Genomic DNA, 3,834 nt, shown 5'->3' with positions numbered 1-3,834 from the left:
GCTTTGTGTTTGATAATGGGATTGTTAGTATGAAGCATGAGAGTTACCTCGCGTTTTGTTTAAGGATCAGACACCCATATCAAAACCGGTAACTCTCAACCTTTCAAGGTCCAGTGTCAGATCTAGTCGCGACTAATACAATTAATAAAAGGATAACTTTATGAACCTCGGCAAAATCGCCATGATCGGCGTGTTCTCATTGATGACGTTAGGCGGGATTAGCGGTCTGATGCTGGTCGGCTATATCATTCTGGTTCACGTCGGTTGATACCACCGCGCCAGCGATGCCGTTAGTGAAGGCGATCCCCGGTATAGGCCGAGGATCGTTAGTACGCGACGGATGTCAGAGCAACGTAAAACTCTGTTGTTTCACGCGTTGTGAATCCAGACCAATAAATACCTCAAACTTGCCCGGTTCGACAACCTGCTGCATTTGCGTATTGTAGAACTTCAGGTCATCTTCAGAGATAGTGAAGCTGATAACGCGGCTTTCACCCGGTTGCAGCATCACTTTCTCATAGCCACGAAGTTCCTTGACCGGACGACTGATAGACGCGACGACATCGTGCAGGTACAGCTGCACCACGGTTTCGCCTGCCCGTTTGCCGGTGTTGGTGACCGTTACGCTCGCTTTCACGCTGCCGTTACGTTTCATCAGCGGACTGGATATGCTCACATCCGACACGCTGAAGGTGGTGTAACTCAAGCCGTAGCCAAACGGATACAGTGGGCCATTGGCCTCGTCATAGTAATGCGAGGTGTACTTGCCGGGATTTTCCGGCGTATATGGACGGCCGGTTGGCAACTGGTTATAATAAATTGGGATTTGCCCAACGGAACGCGGGAAGGACATCGTCAACTTGCCTGACGGGTTATAATCACCAAACAGCACATCTGCGATCGCATTGCCCCCTTCCGTACCGCTAAACCAGGTTTCCAGCAGCGCATCCGCTTGCTGATCTTCGCGCACCAGCGCCAGTGGGCGACCGTTCATCAACACCAGCACCAACGGCTTGCCGGTGGCTTTGAGCGCGGCGATAAGATCGCGCTGGCTCTGCGGTAAATCAATGTTAGAACGGCTGGAAGCCTCATGGGCCATACCGGCTGCTTCACCGACGACCGCAACTACCACATCAGATTTCTTCGCCACCGTTACCGCTTCATCAATCATCTCTTGCGGCGAACGCGGGTCAACCTGTACCGCATCTTCGTATTGATTCAGGAAATCGATAATGCCTTTGTGATTACTGACATTAGCGCCTTTGGCATAAAATACCGTCGCGTCATTACCCACTGCAGTGCGAATACCGCTATACACGGTCACCGTTTGGTACACTAATCCGGCCGCAGACCAACTGCCCATGGTATCTCGCTTGCTGTCCGCCAACGGCCCCACCACCGCAATCACACCCGATTTTTTTAACGGCAGAATGTTGAGGCGGTTTTTCAGCAACACCAGGCTGCGTTTGGCAACATCACGCGCCTCGGCACGGTGTAAGCGGCTTTCCGCATTGGTATCCACCGGATCGCTGCTAGCAGCGCCTAGCATGCGGTAAGGATCGGCAAACAGTCCCATGTCATACTTCACGTTCAGCACCTGGCGGCAAGCCTCATCCAGTTCTTGCATGGTGATAGCACCGCTTTTCACCAACTCAGGCAGGTACTTCACAAAGTACTCATCGCTCATGCTCATCGCGATGCCAGATTTCAGAGCAATGCGCGACGCGTCACGTGGATCGCTCGCTACACCGTGTTTCATCAGTTCTTTAATCGCACCGTGATCGGTGATGGTAATCCCTTGGAATTTCCACTGATCGCGCAGTAACTCTTTCAACAACCAGCGATTTGCCGTTGCAGGCACACCATTTATGGAGTTCAGAGCGACCATCACACCGCCACTGCCGGCATCAATTGCCGCTTTATAGGGGGGCAAATAATCCTGAAACATACGCTGGGGACTCATGCCCACGGTGTTGTAATCGCGTCCGCCTTCCACCGCACCATAGAGGGCAAAATGTTTGACGCTGGTCATCAGTGAATGTCTGTCGGTCGGTGCTTCGCCTTGAAACGCTTTCACCACCACACGCGCAATTTGGCTGGTCAGCCAGGTGTCTTCCCCAAAGCCTTCCGATACCCGTCCCCAGCGCGGATCGCGGGTGATATCGACCATTGGCGCCCAGGTCATGTTTAGCCCATCTTCGGTGGCTTCATAAGCGGAGACGCGTGCGCTTTTTGCAATGTTGTTCATGTCACAGGAAGAGGCTAACCCCAGCGCAATCGGGAAAATGGTTCGATGACCGTGCACCACATCGTAGGCAAAAAACAGCGGAATTTTCAGGCGACTCAGCATCACCTGATCCTGCATCGCTCGAATGTCCTGTCGAGTTACCGTATTGAAAATCGCGCCCACCTGCCCGTCTCTGATCATCTCGCGGATCACGTGTTTAGGGTTATCAGTTCCCACACTGATCAGGCGTAACTGCCCAATTTTTTCGTCGGTGGTCATTTTACGCAGCAGATCGGAGACAAAGGCATCACGCTGCGCCTGATGTGCTGCATTACTTTGTGCTGCATTACTTTGTGCTGCATTGCTTTGTGCCGAAACAGGTACAGTGTTGGTCAGTTGCGCCCCCGCCGAAGAGCAGGCCATGCCAATCGCAATCGTCAAATAGGTAAGCAATTTCATTCGTTATTCTAGCCCAAGCATGCCGCACTCAACGTCATAGGGGAGCGCCTGTGAGGTTTGAAAATGACGTCAGTAACGTCGTCAAAATATCCAGCGCGTAATCATAATGTATTTGTTCTGATTGTCTTTAGTAAAAACTGAAAAAATTACGCAATCCTGCGCCATCTCTCATATGCCGCGTGTCATTAGGCACATTTCATGATACTCCTACTGATATCTCGCACCGCCAAACTACCTGGAGCCTCACTAACTATGTATCAACTGCATATCGCCAATAGAAACTATTCCTCTTGGTCGCTGCGCCCCTGGGTATTGATGACCGCACTCGATATTCCTTTTACCGAACAGCTGACGCAGTTTAGCGCAGGTGCAGTACAAACCGCCTTCAAAGCCTTTTCTCCGACGGCAAAAGTGCCATGTCTGGTTGATGATAATCAGGTGGTGTGGGATTCGCTGGCGATCATTGAATATCTGGCTGAACGCCATCGCGGCGTGTGGCCCGAAGAGAATGCGGCTCGTATCTGGGCCCGTTGTGCGTCAGCGAAAATGCACTCGGTGTTTACCGCGTTGCGCAACCAGTGTGCAATGAGCTGTGGTGTACGCGTAGCGATACCGGAACTGTCAGCGGCATTGCACGATGAGTTAGCCCGCCTTGATGTACTCTGGACAGAAGGCCTTACGCGTTTTGGCGGGCCGTTTTTAGCAGGAAATACCTTCAGCGCCGTGGATGCCTTTTTCGCGCCGGTGGTATTTCGCCTTCAAACGTATAATTTACAGGTTTCATCCGCCGTGAATGGCTACTGCCAACACCTGCTAGGGCAACCCGCTATGCAATGTTGGTACACCAGCGCGTTAGCTGAAACATGGCGCGAACCTGCGCACGAAGATGAAGTAACGGATAACGGCAAGCGTGTGGTGATAGAGGATTTTCGGTGGTATATTCAATGAGTTGATGTAGCATCAAACGTAGTACTCGCGTTCGATGTAAGTACCGATGATCCTATAGTGCATTTCGGATGATTTTGAATATCCGAGCGTCTTGCGATTGAGCCGTTGCAATCGGTTACGCAGTGTCAGATGTGCACGCTCAATACGCTGTGTATACAGCTTGCTAACAATGTGTTTTACTTTTGGAAGTTCGTCGTTGT

Annotated in this window: 4 protein-coding genes; 2 read left to right on the top strand and 2 right to left on the bottom strand. The window is 51.5% G+C overall.

Translation table 11 applies throughout. The features are described from left to right. Positions 1 to 160 precede the first annotated feature (160 nt). Positions 161 to 268 carry a hypothetical protein gene (locus tag QZ506_RS09590; protein ID WP_252120450.1) on the top strand — a complete coding sequence of 36 codons (108 nt, stop codon included), beginning with the start codon at positions 161 to 163 and terminating at the stop codon, positions 266 to 268. A 75-nt stretch (positions 269 to 343) separates the two neighbouring features. Here QZ506_RS09590 and bglX read toward each other — a convergent pair whose 3' ends face one another. Next, positions 344 to 2,686, bottom strand: a complete 2,343-nt coding sequence (bglX, locus tag QZ506_RS09585) for a beta-glucosidase BglX (protein ID WP_291970658.1) — start codon at positions 2,684 to 2,686, stop codon at positions 344 to 346. Positions 2,687 to 2,938: 252 nt separating this feature from the next. Between bglX and QZ506_RS09580 the strand changes: the two genes are divergently transcribed. Beyond that, complete coding sequence (locus QZ506_RS09580; RefSeq protein WP_291970656.1) at positions 2,939 to 3,634, top strand: glutathione S-transferase family protein; 696 nt, start codon at positions 2,939 to 2,941, stop codon at positions 3,632 to 3,634. A gap of 12 nt (positions 3,635 to 3,646) precedes the next feature. Here QZ506_RS09580 and QZ506_RS09575 read toward each other — a convergent pair. After that, positions 3,647 to 3,834 (bottom strand): IS1 family transposase (locus tag QZ506_RS09575; RefSeq protein WP_291970655.1); only part of this gene is annotated, 188 nt, incomplete at its 5' end.

The sequence above is a fragment of the Candidatus Symbiopectobacterium sp. genome (genome assembly GCF_020054415.1).
Taxonomy (GTDB): domain Bacteria; phylum Pseudomonadota; class Gammaproteobacteria; order Enterobacterales; family Enterobacteriaceae; genus Symbiopectobacterium.
Note: the sequence above shows the minus strand (reverse complement) of the source record. Positions and strands in the feature narration are given on the sequence as shown.